At 69.9% G+C, this 17,489-nt stretch carries 15 protein-coding genes and 1 tRNA gene; 7 read left to right on the top strand and 9 right to left on the bottom strand.

Translation table 11 applies throughout. From position 1 onward, the window contains the following. Positions 1-288 precede the first annotated feature (288 nt). The 3 genes from QNO07_RS09985 to QNO07_RS09975 are packed head-to-tail and all read left to right on the top strand — an operon-like array spanning position 289 to position 6,028. Complete coding sequence (locus QNO07_RS09985; protein WP_283991381.1) at positions 289-759, top strand: hypothetical protein; 471 nt, start codon at positions 289-291, stop codon at positions 757-759. Next, the gene (locus tag QNO07_RS09980) at positions 756-1,286 is read left to right on the top strand and encodes a hypothetical protein (RefSeq protein ID WP_283991380.1); all 531 of its coding nucleotides are present in this window, start codon (positions 756-758) and stop codon (positions 1,284-1,286) included. The genes QNO07_RS09985 and QNO07_RS09980 overlap by 4 nt, the downstream gene beginning before the upstream one ends. Then, positions 1,286-6,028, top strand: a complete 4,743-nt coding sequence (locus QNO07_RS09975) for a putative T7SS-secreted protein (protein WP_283991379.1) — start codon at positions 1,286-1,288, stop codon at positions 6,026-6,028. Before QNO07_RS09980 ends, QNO07_RS09975 begins: the two co-directional genes overlap by 1 nt. 1,774 nt (positions 6,029-7,802) lie before the next feature. Here QNO07_RS09975 and QNO07_RS09970 read toward each other — a convergent pair. The 9 genes from QNO07_RS09970 to QNO07_RS09935 all read right to left on the bottom strand — a co-directional run bounded on the left by QNO07_RS09970 (position 7,803) and on the right by QNO07_RS09935 (position 14,240). Beyond that, positions 7,803-8,564 (bottom strand): SDR family NAD(P)-dependent oxidoreductase, encoded by a 762-nt coding sequence (locus QNO07_RS09970; RefSeq protein WP_283991377.1) that lies wholly within the window; start codon positions 8,562-8,564, stop codon positions 7,803-7,805. Between the two features lie 59 nt (positions 8,565-8,623). Further along, positions 8,624-9,748, bottom strand: a complete 1,125-nt coding sequence (locus QNO07_RS09965) for a winged helix DNA-binding domain-containing protein (RefSeq protein WP_283991375.1) — start codon at positions 9,746-9,748, stop codon at positions 8,624-8,626. A gap of 2 nt (positions 9,749-9,750) precedes the next feature. After that, complete coding sequence (locus QNO07_RS09960; protein ID WP_283991372.1) at positions 9,751-10,353, bottom strand: cytochrome P450; 603 nt, start codon at positions 10,351-10,353, stop codon at positions 9,751-9,753. Positions 10,354-10,556: 203 nt separating this feature from the next. Further along, complete coding sequence (locus tag QNO07_RS27545) at positions 10,557-10,868, bottom strand: hypothetical protein (RefSeq protein WP_349636820.1); 312 nt, start codon at positions 10,866-10,868, stop codon at positions 10,557-10,559. Then, positions 10,847-11,290 (bottom strand): epoxide hydrolase N-terminal domain-containing protein, encoded by a 444-nt coding sequence (locus tag QNO07_RS27540; RefSeq protein WP_349636819.1) that lies wholly within the window; start codon positions 11,288-11,290, stop codon positions 10,847-10,849. Before QNO07_RS27540 ends, QNO07_RS27545 begins: the two co-directional genes overlap by 22 nt. A 372-nt stretch (positions 11,291-11,662) precedes the next feature. Further along, positions 11,663-11,736, bottom strand: a tRNA-Lys gene (locus tag QNO07_RS09950). Positions 11,737-11,765: 29 nt separating this feature from the next. Continuing rightward, complete coding sequence (locus QNO07_RS09945; protein WP_283991370.1) at positions 11,766-12,713, bottom strand: hypothetical protein; 948 nt, start codon at positions 12,711-12,713, stop codon at positions 11,766-11,768. Positions 12,714-12,896: 183 nt separating this feature from the next. Continuing rightward, complete coding sequence (locus QNO07_RS09940) at positions 12,897-13,490, bottom strand: lytic polysaccharide monooxygenase auxiliary activity family 9 protein (RefSeq protein ID WP_283991369.1); 594 nt, start codon at positions 13,488-13,490, stop codon at positions 12,897-12,899. 90 nt (positions 13,491-13,580) lie between these two features. Next, positions 13,581-14,240 carry a nucleoside/nucleotide kinase family protein gene (locus tag QNO07_RS09935; RefSeq protein ID WP_283991368.1) on the bottom strand — a complete coding sequence of 220 codons (660 nt, stop codon included), beginning with the start codon at positions 14,238-14,240 and terminating at the stop codon, positions 13,581-13,583. A 118-nt stretch (positions 14,241-14,358) separates the two neighbouring features. Between QNO07_RS09935 and ehuB the strand changes: the two genes are divergently transcribed. Genes ehuB through ehuA form a run of 4 tightly spaced genes read left to right on the top strand, consistent with a single transcriptional unit; the run spans position 14,359 to position 17,474 of the window. Continuing rightward, a complete protein-coding gene (ehuB, locus tag QNO07_RS09930; RefSeq protein ID WP_283991367.1) occupies positions 14,359-15,276 on the top strand; it encodes an ectoine/hydroxyectoine ABC transporter substrate-binding protein EhuB in 918 nt (305 codons plus the stop codon). Beyond that, entirely contained in the window at positions 15,273-16,016 is a 744-nt protein-coding gene (ehuC, locus tag QNO07_RS09925; RefSeq protein ID WP_283991366.1) for an ectoine/hydroxyectoine ABC transporter permease subunit EhuC, read from the top strand. Before ehuB ends, ehuC begins: the two co-directional genes overlap by 4 nt. Further along, the gene (ehuD, locus tag QNO07_RS09920; RefSeq protein ID WP_283991364.1) at positions 16,013-16,660 is read left to right on the top strand and encodes an ectoine/hydroxyectoine ABC transporter permease subunit EhuD; all 648 of its coding nucleotides are present in this window, start codon (positions 16,013-16,015) and stop codon (positions 16,658-16,660) included. The genes ehuC and ehuD overlap by 4 nt, the downstream gene beginning before the upstream one ends. Beyond that, the gene (ehuA, locus tag QNO07_RS09915) at positions 16,650-17,474 is read left to right on the top strand and encodes an ectoine/hydroxyectoine ABC transporter ATP-binding protein EhuA (protein WP_283991362.1); all 825 of its coding nucleotides are present in this window, start codon (positions 16,650-16,652) and stop codon (positions 17,472-17,474) included. Before ehuD ends, ehuA begins: the two co-directional genes overlap by 11 nt. Positions 17,475-17,489: the final 15 nt, after the last annotated feature.

The raw sequence follows: 17,489 nt of genomic DNA, 5'->3' as shown, positions 1-17,489 counted from the left end.
GTCCTTGCGGGGAGTGGCCTGGTCGCGGTACTGACGGACGGCGCATGTGTGTCGCGTAGAAGAGGGAGTGCGGTATCGCGACGCAGGTGCCAGCCGACGCCAGCAAGCTCCCACAAGCCTCGGCCCACCACCCGCGTGAACGCGCTCCCAACTCCCCGGCCCCGTGCCCCCGCACCCAACCACCCGGCATGGGCTTCGCCACAGTGCCGTTCGCTGCTGTGACGTGACCCCGCAGTTCGCGCTAGCGTTCTGCCCTGTCGGGGGGACCGAGGGGTGCGGGGGACAGCCGTGGAGTTGACGGAGCACATAGCAGGCGTGCGGGCCGGGACGACCGAACCGGCGGTGCTGCTGGGGGAGTTCCGGCGAACGCCGGTTTTTGCGCCCGTGATCGACGGCGGTTTCATGTCCGCCTCGATGGGCGGCATCCGGTGGGTGTACGCGTTCACCGACAGCGCGGCGTACGCCCGGTTCACGACCGCGCGCGGGGACGAACCCGGCGCGGAGCCGGAGTACCGCGAGATCCTGGGCGCCCGGCTGCTTGACGTGGTGGTGCCCGCGCTGGAGGGGCCCGCAGGGGTGGCCCTCAACGTGGCCGACGAGAACGGCTCGATGATGTTCCCGCCCGTGCAGGGCATCGTGCCCGACGCAGCCGCGGTGGATCTGCCCGACGTGGCAGCCGTGCAGACGTCCGGGGGGAGCGCCTCCGCGGACAACTCCGGGCACACCACCGGGGACAACGCGTCTGGCACGGTCCGATGAGCGGCGGCGAGGACGACCTCGACATCAGCCCTGAGGCGGTGGCCCTGATCACCAACGGGCTGCGCGGCGCGATGGACGAGCTGGCCGACATCGGAGGCGTCACAGGGTCGCGTACGGGCTCCGGCGTCGGTGGCCTGGCGCTGACGAAGATGGAGGCCGGCAGCAGCGAGGTCGCGGACGCCTTCGACGGGTTCTGCGACCGCTGGGAGTGGGGCGTGCGCGCCCTGGTCCAGGACGCGAACCAGCTCGCCCGGCGGCTCGGCCTGGCAGCGGGCATGACCTGGGAGGAGGACCGTTACCGGGAGGGCACCTTCAAGATCGTCGCCAACGCCGTCTCCCCCACGGGCAATCCCCACCTCACCGAGGAGGAGATCGAGAAGCAGGGCTGGAAGGAACTCCTGACCCCGGACGCCCCGGACTACAGCCAGGAGTCCAGGGACCAGGCCGTCGCTGACATCAAGCAGTCCTGGAAGGACACCGGCGATCCGGAGCTAGGCATCCGCAGCACGCAGGGGGAGCAGGACTGATGGGCGCGGGAGATCTGCTCGGACCGGTCGGTGGCTGGATCGACAAGGGCAAGGAGAAGGTCGGCGAGTTCGTTGACGACGCCGGCGAGTGGACGGCCGACCGGGCCGAGGACGTCGGCTGGGACGGCGGCGCGGACTGGATACGTGACAAGTCGAAGTCGACGGCCAACCGACTCGGCGCGGACGTCGCCGAGTTGCAGCTCGGCGAGACGGAGGAGCCGAACAAGCTCGTCCACGGCAGCTCGTCGAAGCTGCGCGCCACGGCCGGTCATCTCGACGACCTGAAGAAGTCGTTCAACAGCGTCGGCCAGGGACTGAAGGCGCTGGACTCCTCCCGGCTGAAGGGGCAGGCGGCCGACGCGTTCCGGGAGAAGGTGTCGGTCGAGCCGAAGAAGTGGTTCAAGGCGGCGGACGCCTGCGAGAAGGCGGCGAAGGCGCTGCGGGACTTCGCCGGAACGGTGGAGTGGGCCCAGGGCCAGGCCAAGGAGGCGCTGGCGAAGTACAACAAGGGCGTCAAGGCGTCCGAGGCCGCGCGCACCGCGCACAACGAGGCGGTGAACACCTACAACGACGCGGTGGAGAAGTACAACGGCACCGCCGCCGACAAGCGCGACCCGGCCGATCTGCCCAAGAAGCCGGGCGCGTTCAAGGATCCGGGCACGGCCGACATCGAGGCCGCGCAGGAGATGCTCGCCGAGGCGCGCACACAGCGCGACAGCGCCCAGCGCACCGCCGCCGCCAGCCTGCGCGCCGCCCGGGACGAGGCGCCGCCGATGCCCTCCTACGCCGAGCAGGCGGAACAGGGCATCACCGGGCTGAGGGTGGACGCCGACCATCTGGCGTTCGGGGCCCTGAAGGGGACCGCGGGAGTCCTCTCGTTCGCCCGCAGCATGAACATGGCCGACCCCTACAACCTCACCCACCCCGCCGAGTACGCCACGAACCTCAACAGCACCGCCACCGGGCTCGTGCAACTCGCCAAGGACCCCATGCCCGCGCTCCAGGGCGCATGGGACGCCTTCGAGCGGGACCGGGCAGAGGGCATCGGCCGTCTCGCGCCTGAGCTGATCGGCCCCAAGGGCGCCGGCCTGCCGCGCAAACTCGCGAAGACCCCGGCGGAGGTTCCGTCCGGCGCCGGACGCAAGAACCTCAACGGAGACGATCCCAAGTCGCACGCGAAGAAGGACGAGAACAAGGAGTCCGGAGGCACCGACCCGATCGACCTGGCCACCGGCAGGATGTTCCTGCCGCAGACGGACGTGGCGCTGCCGGGCGCACTGCCGCTGGCGTTCGTGCGGCGGGTGGAGTCCGGCTACCGGTCGGGGCGCTGGTTCGGCCCGTCCTGGTCGAGCACCGCCGACCAGCGGCTGGAGGTGGACGCCGAGGGCGTCGTCTTCGTCTCCGAGGACGGGCGGCTGCTGGCGTTCCCGCACCCGGCGCCCGGCGTGCCCACCGAGCCCACCCACGGCGACCGGCTGCTGCTGGAACGCGCCGAGAACGGCGACTACACCCTGACCGACCCGGAGACGGGCGTGGTGCGCCTGTTCGCAGGCCCGCAGGGCGGCGCGGACGGGGCCGCCCTGCTGGAGGGGCTGTACGACCGCAACGGCAACACCGTCACCTTCGAGTACGCCCCCGACGGCACCCCGCTGGCCGTCACGCACTCCGGTGGCTACCGGCTGCGCCTCACCACCGCTGACGGGCGCGTCACCGCCCTGCACCTGGCCGGTGCCGCCCCGGACGGCGGCGACCAGGAGATCGTCCGCTACGGCTACACCGACGGCAACCTCACCTCGGTCACCAACTCCTCCGGTCTGCCGCTGCGGTTCGACTACGACGACGAGCAGCGCGTCATCGCCTGGACCGACACCAACAACCGCCGCTACGACTACGTCTACGACAACAACGACCGCTGCATCGCCGAAGGCGGCACCGAGGGCCATCTCGCCATCCGGCTCGCCTACGACGAACGCGACGAACGCACCGGTCACCGCGTCACCACGCTCACCACCTCCGCGGGCCACACCACCCGGCACCTGATCGACGGCAACGGCAACGTCACCGCCGTCACCGATCCGCTGGGCCACACCACGTACACCCGTCAGGACCGGCGCGGCCGGCCGCTGGAACGCACCGACGCACTCGGCCGCACCACCACCTACGAGTGGGACACGCAGGGAAACCTCACCCGGGCCACCCGCCCCGACGGCCGCTCGGTGACGTTGGACGTCAACTCCCTCGGCCTGCCCGAAGCCGTCACCGACGTCGAGGGAAGCCGCTGGCAGTACGGGTACGACGAGCGCGGCAACCGTGTCACCGCCACCGACCCGACCGGCGCCGAAACCCGCTACACCTACGACGGGTCCGGCCACCTCACCTCCGTCACCGACCCGCTGGGCGCCGTCACCCGCGTGCGGTGCGACACGGCCGGACTACCGGTCGAGATCACCGACCCGGTCGGCGCCGTCACCGGCTACCAGCGCGACCGCTTCGGCCGCGTCACCACCGTCACCGACCCCACCGGGGCCGTGACCCACCTCGCCTGGAACGTCGAGGGCAAGCTGCTCGCGCGCACCGCCCCCGACGGCACGCACGAACGCTGGACCTACGACGGCGAGGGCAACTGCACCACCCACACCGACCCGCACGGCGGCACCACCACCTTCGAGTACACCCACTTCGACCAACTCGCCGCCCGCACCGGCCCCGACGGCGTGCGCCACACCTTCGAGCACGACGCCGAACTGCGCCTCACCCGCGTCACCAACCCGCAGGGCCTCACCTGGGACTACACCTACGACCCCAGCGGCCGGCTGACCTCCGAGACCGACTTCGACGACCGCACCCTCACCTACGAGCACGACCCCGTCGGCCGCCTCACCGCCCGCACCAACCCGCTCGGCCAGACCGTCACCCTCACCCACGGCCTGCTCGACGAGGTGCAGCGCACCGACGCGGACGGCGCCGTCACCACCTACACCTACGACGTCGCCGGACGCCTGCTCGGCGCGGCCAACGACGACGGCGAACTCGTCTACCACCGCGACCGGGCGGGCCGCGTCAAGGCCGAGACCAGCAACGGCCGGACCACGTCCTTCGGTTACGACGGGCTCGGCCGCCGCACCCGCCGCGTCACCCCGATGGGCGCCGTCACCACCTACACCCACGACGCGGCGGGCCGCCGCACGGGCATGACCGTCGCCGGTCGCCGGGTCGACTTCGCCCTGGACGCGATCGGCCGCCACACCGGCCGCCGCGTCGGGCCGGGCCTTGCCCTGGCCCAGCAGTGGGACCCCGCAGGCCGCCTCACCGAGCAGACCGCCCTCGGCGGCCCCGACGCGCACCTGCTGACCCGCCGCACGTACCACTGGCGCGCGGACGGCTACCTCACCGGCATCGACGACACCGGGGAGTCGGCGGGCACCGGCTCACGCCGCTTCACCCTCGACCCCGCAGGCCGCGTCACCGCCGTGCACGCCGACGGCTGGTCCGAGTCCTACGCCTACGACGAGGCCGGCAACCAGACCCACGCCACCTGGCCCCACACCCACCCCGGCACCGAGGCCACCGGCCCGCGCACCTACACCGGCACCCGCGTCACCGGCGCCGGCCGCGTCCGCTACACCTACGACGCCGCCGGCCGTCTCACCCAGCGCACCAAGACCCGCCTCTCCCGCAAGCCCGACACCTGGCACTACACCTACGACGCCCACGACCGCCTCACCCACCTCACCACCCCCGACGGCACCCGCTGGCGCTACCGCTACGACCCACTGGGCCGCCGCACCGCCAAGCAACGCCTGGGTGGGGATGTCGGCGGGACCGGCGGCGAGGCGGTTGTCGAGGAGGTGCAGTTCACCTGGGACGGTGCCACGCTGGTCGAACAGACCACCACCAGCCCCGACCTGCCGCACCCTGTCACCCTCACCTGGGACCACCACGGCCTCCACCCCCTCACCCAGACCGAGCGCCTGACCGACGCCACCACTCAGACCGAGATCGACTCCCGCTTCCTCGCCATCGTCACCGACCTCGTCGGCACCCCCACCCACCTCGTCGACGAGGCCGGCCACACCGCCTGGCACACCCGCACCACCCTGTGGGGCACCACCACCTGGAACCGCGACGCCACCGCCCACACCCCGCTGCGCTTCCCCGGCCAGTACCACGACCCCGAAACCGGCGGCCTCCACCACAACCACTTCCGCCACTACGACCCCGAAACCGCCCGCTACACCACCCCCGACCCCCTCGGCCTCGCCCCGGCCCCGAACCCGGCCGCTTACGTCCATAATCCGCTTACTTGGACGGACCCACTGGGGCTGGCGCCATGTAGTTCAGAGCCTTCGCGACCCGACTTGCTGGAGCGTCGAGAATCAAACACGGGGCCGTTTTCTGAACTCGAAGTAGCAATGCAGAAGCGCGTGGTCGTGCAGGCTGCTAACCAGGCTGGGGTGGGACTTGACGGAGTAACCGTCAAAATTGATCGAGACCCCGACCTCATAGGGAAGGGGCTGTACGGGCACACATCCCCCGATAGAGTCATCACTCTGTACCCTGACGCGTTTTCTACGATGGAGAATCTAGTGAAAACAATCGGACACGAGCGCATGCATGTAATGCAGATAGACCTACACGGACCAAGTAGAACGCACGCCCAGCAGATGCAATACGAAGATGCGGCCTATGCGTCAGAATATCAATTCTGGAATCACTACAAGGGTCGACTCGGTGATGAATAGCAAGAAGGATTGGGTTAGAATACTGGCTGGTCTCGAATCAACGCCTCTTCGTGATCAATTCTGCCCGTACTGTGGTAGGCGATGTCTAGATTCCAAGCATTTCGGAGACAGGGAAACGCGAATCAGTTACGCCATGCTTTGGTGCAACTGCTGCAATCACGGAATCACCTTTTCGCGAGCCAAGGCTCCGATTGGTGTCGTACTCTACGACTGGAATGACAAGGAGGCGATTGCATCTGTGCCCAAATTCATTGAAATCACCAAATGATTCAATGGTGAAGTTGATTTCCGCTTCCACGTCATCGTCACCGACCTCGTCGCGTGGGCAGCCTCACTCCTGGTAGGTGGATTCGCCCGCCCTGAAATTGCCCCGCGTTCTCACGCCGCCAGCTCCCGGCTGGCTAAGTGTCTTGGGTGGACTCTTTGCCTCTTATCGATCATAATGTCGGGTCGTGGTGCCAGTCCAGGTTATGAGGTTGTCCCGCGACGGCGCAATGCATCTCTTCCTATCCTCAGGGCAGTCGACCAAGAGAATCTCCATCGACTTGTACACGGGCGAGTGCACCGGTGCTATGGAGACTGAGGTGGCGCCCCACCTCCCGGTGCGCGACCAAGCTCCTCTTCCGAGGAGGAGAGCTAACGAATGCCCTCTCGGCAACCCTGTTGTCGACCAGTATCGCCAGACGGTCATCAGAAGCCTGGAAAGCCGGATACCAACATGCTGGTGCGCCTATCCGATGGGAAGCGCAACAGATAGCAGATGCCATGAAGGTGCTCAACCGTACCCCTGAAGAGTTCGCCTCCTCGTTTCGGAATTGGCAGAGCCTGGAGCGGGCGGACATGCTGGAGTTGAGGACGATCAAGAACCTCATCAGTGCACTCGAAATCCTTCTCCCCTACCTTCCGGTGAACGGGGAAGAGGCGTCTACTTTGAGGGAATGGCTTTCTGTGCGTCCGTTACTTCCATGAGCCGATCTGTCTGGCGAGTCATTCGCCGAGAGATCCGGCAACGCCCTGGCAAGGAGTTTTGGTGGGCACTTTCCATGCAGGCCCCCGCGCTCCGAAGACAGAGAGGCTTCTGGGCGGGCTCACGCGGCGCGAGCGGGTGTGGGTCGAGGAAGAGGATGGCAGGAGGTTGGCCGTTGAGCGGGCGGGGTTGAGTCCTGCGGTTGCTGACAGTATGGCGCATCCTGTGCATTCTGTGGGAACATGTTGCGAGAATGGGAATGCATGGTTTGCGACATGTCGTCGGGGTGGACAAACGGGCATACCCTTTTCGACGACTACCTGTTCGTTCTCGACGTGAGGAGTAACCTCGAGTCTCGGGTGATGCGGTCAGCTCCACGGCCCTCACCGGCGCCTCAGCTGTTGGTGAAGCTTGTGCGAGCACTCGACGGCGACTTTCTGCACAACACCGTGCCCATTCAGCCGGGGGGAAGTTCCTCGTTGGAGTTTTCGCTGTGCTCGATGAGCGGCAGCGAGCCAGCATGGCTCTGGAATCGTGTTCCTCGGCTCGCACCCTGGTGATCAATCACCTACTTCTGCACCGCCGAGGTCGGCCAGAAGCGGGCGTCCACTGCCAGCCCCGTTCGGCAGTGCTGAATTGCCGGCCATCCGCAGTTGCGGGATCTGCGGCGGCCAAGTCGGGGGCGGCCCGCAGGGATGCACGCATGCGGCCCGTGGCGCGGGGGCGGCGGACCCGGCCGCCGATGGCGGCGCTACGGTCGCCGGCCCGCACCACAGGCCGCATGCCGGGATAGGACGAGCCGAGGCCTCAGGCCAGGCCCATGCCGCCGTCCAGGGTGAGGATCTGGCCGGTGACGAGGGCGCCCGCCGGTTCGGCGAGGCGGGTGATCCGGGGGGTGATGTCGTCGACCTCGCCGACGGCGCCGAGGGGGATGTCGGCCTTGGCGTGCTCGAAGAGGCCGTTGACCTGGTCCTCGGTGAGACCGTTCGCCGCGTACGCCTCGGTCTTGACGAAGCCGGGGGCGACGGCGTTGACGCGGATGCCGTGGGACGCCAGCTCGGCCGGCCAGGTGCGGGTCAGGCTGTGCATGCCGGCCTTGCTCGCCGCGTAGGCGGAGCGGACCGGGGTCGGGTTGTGGCCGGCCCGGCTGGAGACGACAGCACGATGCTGCCGCCGGGGGCGCGCAGCGCCGGGAGCAGGCGGGCGGGTGAGCAGCATCGGGCCGATGAGGTTGATGTCCATGACCTCGCGTACGGTCGCCGCGTCCATCGCGCCCAGGGGGCTGAAGCGGAACACGCCCGCGTTGTGGACGAACATGTCGAGCGTCCCGCCGCACTGCTCGACGGCGGCGGCCACGGCTTCGGTGCCTTCGGCGGTGGTGTCGTCGGCAATGACAGCACGGACCGCCGGGTGCAGGGCGGCGACCTCGGCGAGGCGTTCGGGGCGGCGGCCGGTGATGACGACGTGGGCGGCGCCCTGGTCGGCGAAGGCGAGTGCGGCGGCGCGGCCTATGCCGGTGCCACCTCCGGTGACGACCACGGTCTGTTCCGCGAAGGGCTTGTCCGCCATGGCGGTTCTCCTCGGGTAAGGGGCCGGAGGGCCGGCGGGGTGTCCCGCCGGCCCTCCGGTCAGGGGTCGATGCGGAAGTGGTGGGTGGCGGCGTCGGCGGCGGTGAACGCGAGCAGCGCCTCGCCTTCCGCCTGAAGCGCTGAGCGCGCGGCGCGGTCGAGGGGGGCGAAGGGTTCGACGACGAGGGTGGCTTCGTCGCGCTTGCGGTCGAGGTGCCAGGTGCCGTGCACGAAGCCGTCGACGAGGATGGTGGCGCGGATCAGGCCGTTGCGGGTGAAGACGCGTCGCTGCTGCTCCTTGGTGAGGATGCGGCTGCGGTCGGCGTGGGAGAGCAGGATGTTGTCGAAGTCGGGCAGGTAGCGCACGGGGGCCGGGGTGTCCGGGTCGGGCAGCGGGCCGTCGGGGACGTCGAAGAGTTCGTTGCCGTTGCTGTCCCGGTAGACGCGCAGCTCGGGGCGCAGACGTTTCACGCAGGCGGCGAGGCGGGTCATGCCTGACCAGGCCTGCATGTCCTTGACGGTGGCCGGGCCGAAGGCCGCGAGGTAGCGCAGCACCAGGTCGTCGGGCTCGGTGTCCGCTTCCAGCGGTCGGCCGAGCCAGGCTTCGGCGCTGGTGTGCACGGCCTGGCCGACGCCGCCCCACAGCCCGCGCGGCGGAGTCTGGACGAGGGGGACCAGGGCACGGACGGCGTTGGCCATGGCGAACTCGTCGTGGTCGGGCCAGCGTTCGGCGAGGCGGGTGCCGATGCCGCCGAGGGTGAGCGGTTCGCTCTCGACGAGTTGCCGTCCGGCGGCAGCCACCTCGTGGACGTCCAGACCGGTGAGCTTCTTGCCGAAGGTGCTGGTCAGCGAGCGTTCCAGGGCGCTCTGCAGGACGGGACGCAGGCGCAGGCAGTCCTCGGCGGTGACCAGGTGCAGCGTGCCGCGCATCATCACCAGCCGGACGGCCTGCCGGTTGCTGATCAGCTCGGACAGGTCCTCGGGCCGGAAGCCTTCCAGCCGTGTCCACAGGCCGGTGTAGGGGGGTGCGGGCGCCTGGGCCTGCATGCCGACCAAGTGGGCGACGGCGTCCGAGGCGGACATCTCGGACCGGTTGAGCAGCAACTGGCGTTCCAACAGCGCCCGGTTGAGCGCGCGTTGGTTCAGGACGCCGCCCTGCGGCACGGTGGGGGACGAGTGGTTCACGATCAGGTGGTCCTTCGCAGGTGGACGGGCAGAGCGAGCAGGTTGTGGTTGACGTCGCCGGCCCGCCGGCGCAGCTCGTGTTCCGGTACGGCTAGCTGCGTGTGCGGGAATCGGTTGGTCAACTCCTCCAGTACCACGGCCAGTTCCAGCCGTGCCAGCCCGGCGTCCAGGTAGCGGTGGATGCCGTGGCCGAACGCCAGGTGCGGTTCGGGGGAGCGGTGGAAGTCGGCCTGCTCGGGCGCGTCGAAGACGGCCTCGTCGCGGTTGGCGGAGGCGAAGGAGAGGAACACCGCGTCCCCGGCCGGTATGCGCACTCCCGCGACCGTGACGTCCTCGGTGGCGATGCGCGGCAGTCCGGAGGTGTCGTCGGCGTTGAGGTTGACCACCCGCAGCGGCTCCCTCACGGCCTGTGGGACCTCGCCGGGGTGCGTGCCGAGGCGGTGCCACAGGGCGGGGTGGTTGGTGAGCAGGGTCAGTGCGACGTTGCCGATCTGGCCCGCGGTGGGGTCGTAGCCGGTGCCCAGCAGGGTGTAGCCGAGGCCGATCAGCTCGCCCGGGTCGAGGCGGTCCTCGCCCGCCCGGGCGGTGGTGAGTGCGGACAGCACGTCGCGCTCGGCGGAGAAGCCCTGTTCGGCGAAGACCGGGCGACAGGCCGCGGCGGCTGGAACCGGGGAACGGGTGGACGCGGACGTCCTCGGCGGTGGTCACTGAACCTCCAACGGGCGGAACGGCGGCGGGGCACGGTGGTTGGGCGGGCGGTCGTGGCGGCGGCCCGGTCACAACGCGCCGGGCGTTGGCGCCGAACGGCTCAGCGCAGGTCGGCGAAGAACGAGCGCAGCTCGGACACCAGCACTTCGGGCTGCTTCAGGGCGGGGAAGTGGCCGCCGTGCTCGTGGTCGGTCCACCGGCGCAGGTCGGTGAACCGCTGCTCGCACCAGGCGCGGGGCCTGCGGGCGTCCTCGGGGAACTCGTTCAGCGCGGCCAGCCCCGCCAGGTCGCGTTCGTCGAGCGCGACCTGCTCGGCGGGCGGGCCGGCGAACGGCATGGTCAGGTGCAGTCCGATCAGCCCCTCCGGCACGGTCTCGCCGAGCACGCCGGTCAGGAACGATCCCCAGTCCACGCCGTGCGCGCCGTAGCGGGTGTGGCCGAGCCGGCATCAGCTTCGCCCAGCGACGGGATCACCAGGTGGAAGGCGTCGGCCGGGTCGCCGCCGTGCGCTGCCGGGTCGGTGAGCGGGCCGATCACGTCGAGGAACTCCACTACCGACATCGGCCAGCCGTGGGTGAGGACCAGCGGCATCGCGTCCGGCTCGGCGGAACGCACGTGCAGGAAGTGGATGTTCCAACCGTCGATCGTGGTGGTGAACTGCGGGTGGGCGTTGAGCCGCGCCTCCCAGTGCCGCCAGACGAAGCCGTCCCGCCAGTAGGCGGTGAGGTCGCGCACCCGGTCCAGCGGCACGCCGTAGGCGTCGCCCACACCGGGCAGCTCACCGGTCCACCGGGTCCTGGCCAGACGGTCCGCCAGGTCGTCCAGGTCGGACATACCCCCCTGAATGCTCCCCTGTGGGAGTCGAGCCTCACCGGAGCGCGGCTCAAGCGCCGGTCGACCGGGATGCCATCCGGGCGGCGGAAGCGCCGCCTTCGGAGTGGGGTTCATCGAAGGCGGCTGGCCCGGCGCGGTGCCCAAGGACACCGGCGGGCCTGCGGTGGGTGTGCGTGCCGCCGCTGCCGCCGGCGGCCGAGGGCCTCGGCACGCTGCCAGGCCGCCCCGGGCGGCTGCGCCCCGGACAGCCGCTCGGCCCGGCGGAGCGCCGGATGTGCGGCAGCTCGCGGCGGAGCTGTCCGACGGCAGGTGACACACCGAACGGCTGAGGCCCCTCCCGCGAAGGGAGGGGCCTCAGCCGTTGTGCTGCGGTGCGCCGCCAGGGACTCGAACCCCGGACCCGCTGATTAAGAGTCAGCTGCTCTAACCAACTGAGCTAGCGGCGCGGGCGCCGGTCGTGACCGGCAGAAAAAGCTTACCCGATGCCGGGGGGTGCCCCGGACCACCCGCCAGGGGGCCACCCGTCCACCGGCCGCGGTGGCTGCTCCGGGCGCGGTGGCTGCTCCGGGCGCGGCGGAGCCCCGGGCGGCGGCGGAGCCCCGGCGGCTCCGGTCGGGTCCTCGGGGCCGGTCGGGTCGTCGGGGCCGTCGAAGAAGAAAGGCGCGGCAGGTGCGGCAGGTGCGGTGGGAGCGGCGGGTGCGAGCGGTTCGGGCGGGCTCACGGGTGCCGGGTGCCCACTGCCCTCGCGCGCGTCCTCGGGCGGGGCCTCCTCGAACGGGGCCTCCTCGGACGGGACGGCGTCGAACGGGACGGCGTCGAACGGGTCCGCAGCGGGCGGGTCGGCTTCCGGCGGCTGGGCCCCGTCCGGCTCGGGCCCGGCGGAGTCGGGGGGCTGGGCGGGCGGCCGGGTGGTGCGCAGCTCGGTGAGTACGCGCCGCAGGTACGGGCGTGGCACCGCCGGCAGCAGCAGTGCGAACGCCTGCACCAGGCCGCCCAGCAGGTAGGTGGTGTCCGGGGTGGCCCGCAGCAGCGCGCGCACCCGCTCCACGTCGTCCTGCGTCACGGCCGTCAGCAGGTCCGCGACGTCCGGCGCGGCCTCCTCGTGCGTCTCGGTCCAGCGCTCGCCGTAGGCGGCCAGGCTCGCCAGGCGGTGCAGTTCGCGGTCGGCGGCCTCGTCGGTGCGGTGGCACTGCCGCACGCCCTCGCCGGCGATCCAGCACAGGGCGGCGACCAGGTCCCGGGTGGGTTCGTCGCAGAACAGCCCGTCCAGTGCGCCGTCGAAGGCGACCTGGTTGCCGTGCCGGTGGGCCAGCAGCAGCCGGGCGGCGCGGGCACGGGGGAGCGCCGAGGCGTGCTCGTCGAGGAGGTCCTCGCGGCCTTCTCCCTGGGGTGCTCCGGCGGTGCCGGACATGGGCCTGCGCATGCGGCAAATATGGCATAGGTGTGAATTGCCCGATGCGCGGCGCGCAGGGGTGACACGTTTGGCTGCGGTGGGCCCGACGCCCCCGGTCAGGGGCACCGGGCCCACCGCCTGGTGGTGCCCGACGTGTGGCGGCCGGGGATCACCAGAGAGTGCGGCGTCCGGGCGGGCCGGCGCCCGGTCGGCTCAGAGCTCCACGTCGGAGCATGCGTAGAAGGCGTTCGCGGTGTCCGCGATCGTCCACACGCCCAGGATCAGGTGCTTGCCGGACTTGCCGGTGGGCACGGTGCCCTGGTGGCTCCAGTCGAAGGCGGGTCGCTGGCCGCCCATGGAGACGGTCATGAAGGGCTGGCTCTCCAGGTCGGCCCGGGTGAGCGGCTTGTTCGGGTCCCAGCCGTCCTTGGTGATGTAGTACTTGAAGTCGCTCGTCGCGTGAGCGGCGGTCAGCTTCCACTTGAAGGTGTAGCCCTGGCCGCCGGTGAGCTTGTTGGTCGGCCAGTTCCCGCCGCGCGGGTCGTCGAGCTGGGCGAACTGCTGGTTGCCGCCCGAGCAGATGGCGCCGTCCCGCGGGCCGGCCTGGGGGAAGCCCTTGGGGCCTTCGACGCTCTGCGGCTCCCACTGGATGGAACCGCAGTTGTTGACGGTGCCGTTGGCGCAGAACGCCTGCCGGCTAGTCGGGGCCTCGCTCCAGCCGTGGCCCTGGGCCGAACCTCCCATCGCGAACATGGCGGCTCCGGCGATGCCGAGTCCGGTCAGGGCGGCTGTGATCCTGGTGCGCATGCTTCTCTCTCTCCGTGGGGTGGAGGGGCCTGTGAGGCTTGCGGCAAGCGGTGTTGCGGTCTAGACCAAAGCCGAACCTAGTGGCGGTGCTCAGACATGTCCAGACCAATGAACGATCTGGTTGATCCACCGCGCGTTCCGCGACGTCCGCACCAGCTCCGCGTTGGGTAGGTCGTTGGCCCGCACCCGAGCCGCCGCCGCAGGCCGGGCCAGACCACCTGTCACATGCCGTGCCACCAGGCGTTCTTCCAGCTCGCCCGACGGGCCGTCGAGGTACCACAGGGCGTCCAGTGAGGCCCGTGCCCGCGCCCAGCCGGGCAGGTCCACGGCCAGGTAGTTGCCCTCGGTCACCACCAGGGCGGTGGCGGCGGGTACCAGGTGCCGCGCCGCGACGGGTTCGTCCAGTGAACGGTCGAAATCCGGACAGTAGACGTCCTCCGGCTCAGGGGTGGCGAGCCGGGCCAGCAGGGCCGCGTAGCCGGCCACGTCGAAGGTCGCCGGTGCGCCCTTGCGGGCCCGCAGTCCGAGGCGGTCCAACTGCGTGTTGGAGAGGTGGAATCCGTCCATCGGCGCGTACCCGGCCGCCGTCGGTCCGTGCTGTTCCCGCAACTCGGCCACCAGTGCCCGCGCCAGGGTCGACTTTCCCGCCCCCGGTGGTCCGGCGAGGCCCAGCAGTCCCCTCGGGCGCCCCTCGATCCGTGCCGTCTCCGCTACCTGCCACGCCAGTTCGGCGATCTCGTCGGTACGCATGTGTCAAGCCTGCCCGACACCCACCGTCACGTGATATACGCACTGCGTGACGACACAACCAGATCACCGGCCGGAAACGACCCGCATAGACCTCGCCAACCTGGGTAGTGGCGCGCCCATGGCTCCACCACCGAGAAGGATTCAGGCATTCGCCGCATCGAACGAAGCCGGTATCAGTCGCCGCTCGCTGCTCACCGGCGTGGCGGCGCTGGGCGTACTCGGGGCGGCAGGTTGCAGCCGAGCACCGAACGAGGGCCGCGTGGAGGGCGGCGATCTGCTGGAGCGACTGCGGGACAAGGGGACGGTGCGCATCGGTATCGCCAGCGAACCCCCGTTCGGTTACATCAACGACGAGGGCGAACCCACGGGTGAGGCCCCGGAGATCGCCAAGGTCATCTTCAAGCGGCTGGGCATCGACAACGTCGTGCCCGTACCCACGGAGTTCAGCGCACTCATCCCCGGGCTCAAGGCGCAGCAGTTCGACGTGGTGTCCGCGGGCATGTACATCAACCCGACCCGGTGCGCGCAGGTCCTGTTCTCCGATCCCGACTACCTGATGCTCGACTCGTTCATCGTGCGCAAGGGCAACCCGGAGGGCATCCGCACCTACGAGGACATCGTGGAGAAGGGCCTGCGGCTCGCCAGCGGCGAGGCGTACGCCGAGATCGAGTACGCCAGGGCCGCCGGGGTGAAGGACATCCTCATCCTGCCCGACCAGGTCGCCGGGCTCGACGCGGTGGTGCAGGGCCGGGTGGACGCGTTCGCCGGCACCAACATCACGGTCGCCGGCGTGGTGAAGAACTCGCCCCGGGCCGAGTCGACCGAGCCCTTCCAGCCCGAGGTGGACGGTGAGCCCGCCTACGGTGCCGGCGGGTTCGCGTTCCGGCTGTCGGAGAAGAACTTCCGCGACGCCTTCAACGAGGAGCTGCACAAGCTCAAGGAGGACGACTACCGGGAGCTGCTGGAGATCGTCAGCCCCTTCGGCTTCACCGAGGACGAGATGACGGACCTCACCGCCGAGGAGCTGTGCTCATGACCTCAGGCATCTTCACCAACTGGTTCCTGCCCGGCATCTGGATCACCATCCAGGTCACCCTGTACAGCGCGGCCCTGGCCGCGCTCGTCGCTTTCGGCATCGGCATCGCCCGCTCCTCGAAGTGGTGGATCGTGCGGTTCCTGGCCGGCATCTACTTCGAGATCTTCCGCGGCACCTCCGCGCTGGTCTTCATGCTGTGGATGGCGTTCGCCTTCCCGCTGATGTTCGGCTGGCAGTTCGTGCCGATGGGCGCCGGCGTGGTGGCGCTCGGCCTCACCTACGGCGCCTACGGTTCCGAGGTCGTGCGCGGCGCGCTCCAGTCGGTGGCCACCGAGCAGCGCGAGGCGGGCATCGCACTGAGCTTCACCCGGCTCCAGCGGCTGCGGCGCATCGAACTGCCGCAGGCCTGGCCGGAGATGATCCCGTCGTTCAACAACCTGCTGATCGAACTGCTCAAGGGGACCGCGCTGGTCTCGGTCATCTCGGTGGCCGACATGACCTTCGCCGGCAACCTGGCCAGGCTCGCCAGCAACGAGAGCGCGCCCGCCTACACGCTGCTGCTGTTCTCGTACTTCGTGATCGCGTTCGTCCTGACCCGCGGCATGCGGGCACTCGAACGCCACGCCAAGGCCGGCATCGGCCAGGGCAAGCCGCGGCAGCGCGGCTTCCTGAGCCGCAAGCTCGACGCCCGCGGTGAGTCCTCGCAGGCCTCGTCGCAGTCCGCAGGAGGCATCGGATGAACTGGGACTGGGACGTCGTCGGCGACTTCATGCCGCGATTCTGGGACGGACTGCTGGTCACCCTGCAGGCCCTGGTGGTGGGCAGCCTCATCGCCTTCGCACTGGGCCTGGTCTGGGCGCTGGCGCAGCGGTCGCCCCGCAAGTGGGTGAGCTGGCCGGTGACCGCGGTCACCGAGTTCATCCGCAACACCCCGCTGCTGGTGCAGCTCTTCTTCCTCTTCTACGTGGTGCCCGAGTGGGGCCCCTCGATGTCGCCGCTCGCGACCGGCATCATCGGCCTGGGCCTGCACTACTCCACCTACACCGCCGAGGTCTACCGGGCGGGGATCGAGGGGGTGCCGGCCGGCCAGTGGGAGGCGGCCACCGCGCTCAGCCTGCCGCGCCGCCGCACCTGGACCTCGGTGATCCTGCCGCAGGCCATCCGCCGCGTGGTGCCCGCACTGGGCAACTACGTGGTCGCGATGCTCAAGGACTCGCCGATGATCGCGGTCATCGGCGCGTTCGAGATGCTCGGCGAGGCCCGCTCGTTCAGCAACGAGACCTTCACCTTCGAGGCCTACACGGTCGTCGGCATCGCCTTCATCCTCATCGCCTACCCGGCCTCACTTCTCATCCGAGCCCTGGAGCGTCGTCTTGTCCAGTGAAACCCCCAGCACCCCGCCGACGGACGCCGCCGGCAACCCCAAGGTCGACGGCAGCGAGCTGATCCGGTTCGACGGCGTCACCAAGCGCTTCGGTGACAACACCGTGCTCGACAACCTGGAGTTCAGCGTCGCCTCCGGCAAGCACGTGACGCTCATCGGACCGTCCGGATCGGGCAAGACCACGATCCTGCGCCTGCTGATGACGCTGCTCACCCCCGACGAGGGCACCATCATGGTGGACGGCGAGTACCTCACCCACGAGGAACGCGGCGGCAAGCTCGTACGGGCCGGGGAGAAGCACACCCGGGAGGTCCGCAAGAAGATCGGCATGGTCTTCCAGCAGTTCAACCTCTTCCCCAACATGAAGGTGCTGCGGAACATCACCGAGGCGCCGGTGCACGTGCTGGGCATGTCCAAGGACGAGGCCGACGAGCGGGCCCGCGGCCTGCTGGAACTGGTCGGCCTGACCGAGCACGTGGACAAGTACCCCTCCCAGCTGTCCGGCGGCCAGCAGCAGCGGGTGGCGATCGCCCGCGCGCTCGCCATGCGCCCGCAGGTGCTGCTGCTGGACGAGGTCACCTCCGCGCTCGACCCGGAGCTGGTCGCGGGGGTGCTGGACGTGCTGCGCGACATCGCCCACAGCACGGACATCACCATGCTCTGCGTCACCCACGAGATGAGCTTCGCCCGGGACATCTCCGACGAGGTCCTGATGTTCAACGAGGGCCGCGTCATCGAGTCGGGCAGCCCGGAGAAGATGTTCAACAACCCCGACCACGAGCGGACGCGCGAGTTCCTCAGCGCGGTGCTCTGAGCGGACGATCCGGGT

Origin of the sequence: Streptomyces sp. 549, assembly GCF_030124175.1 — a bacterium.
Classification (GTDB): Bacteria; Actinomycetota; Actinomycetes; order Streptomycetales; family Streptomycetaceae; genus Streptomyces.
Note: the sequence above shows the minus strand (reverse complement) of the source record. Positions and strands in the feature narration are given on the sequence as shown.